Consider the following 314-nt stretch of genomic DNA (forward strand, 5'->3'; position numbering starts at 1 on the left):
GGCTGTAGCTGCGGCAGGCAGGGCAACTGCAACCCTCATCCAGCGGGCGCGGATCGTCCTGATGCCGCGCGTTCTTGATGTTCAGCACGCCATGGCGGGTAAAGACCTGCCCCGTCCGGCCCGAGCGCGAGGGCAGCACGCAGTCCATCATGTCGATGCCGCGCGCCACGGCGCCGACGATATCATCGGGTTTGCCCACGCCCATCAGGTAACGCGGCTTGTCCTGCGGCAGCTGCTCCGGCGCGTGGTCGAGGCAGGCGAACATCGCCTCCTGACCTTCGCCCACCGCCAGCCCGCCCACGGCGTAGCCGTCA

The 314-nt window shown here is 68.8% G+C and carries 1 protein-coding gene; it reads right to left on the minus strand.

The features are described 5' to 3' along the window. Nucleotides 1–314: tRNA-ribosyltransferase family protein (locus tag A3764_RS21730; protein ID WP_150122388.1), on the minus strand; the 314-nt coding region annotated here is incomplete at both ends.

This window comes from Sulfitobacter sp. HI0129 (genome assembly GCF_001635395.1).
Lineage (GTDB): Bacteria > Pseudomonadota > Alphaproteobacteria > Rhodobacterales > Rhodobacteraceae > Sulfitobacter.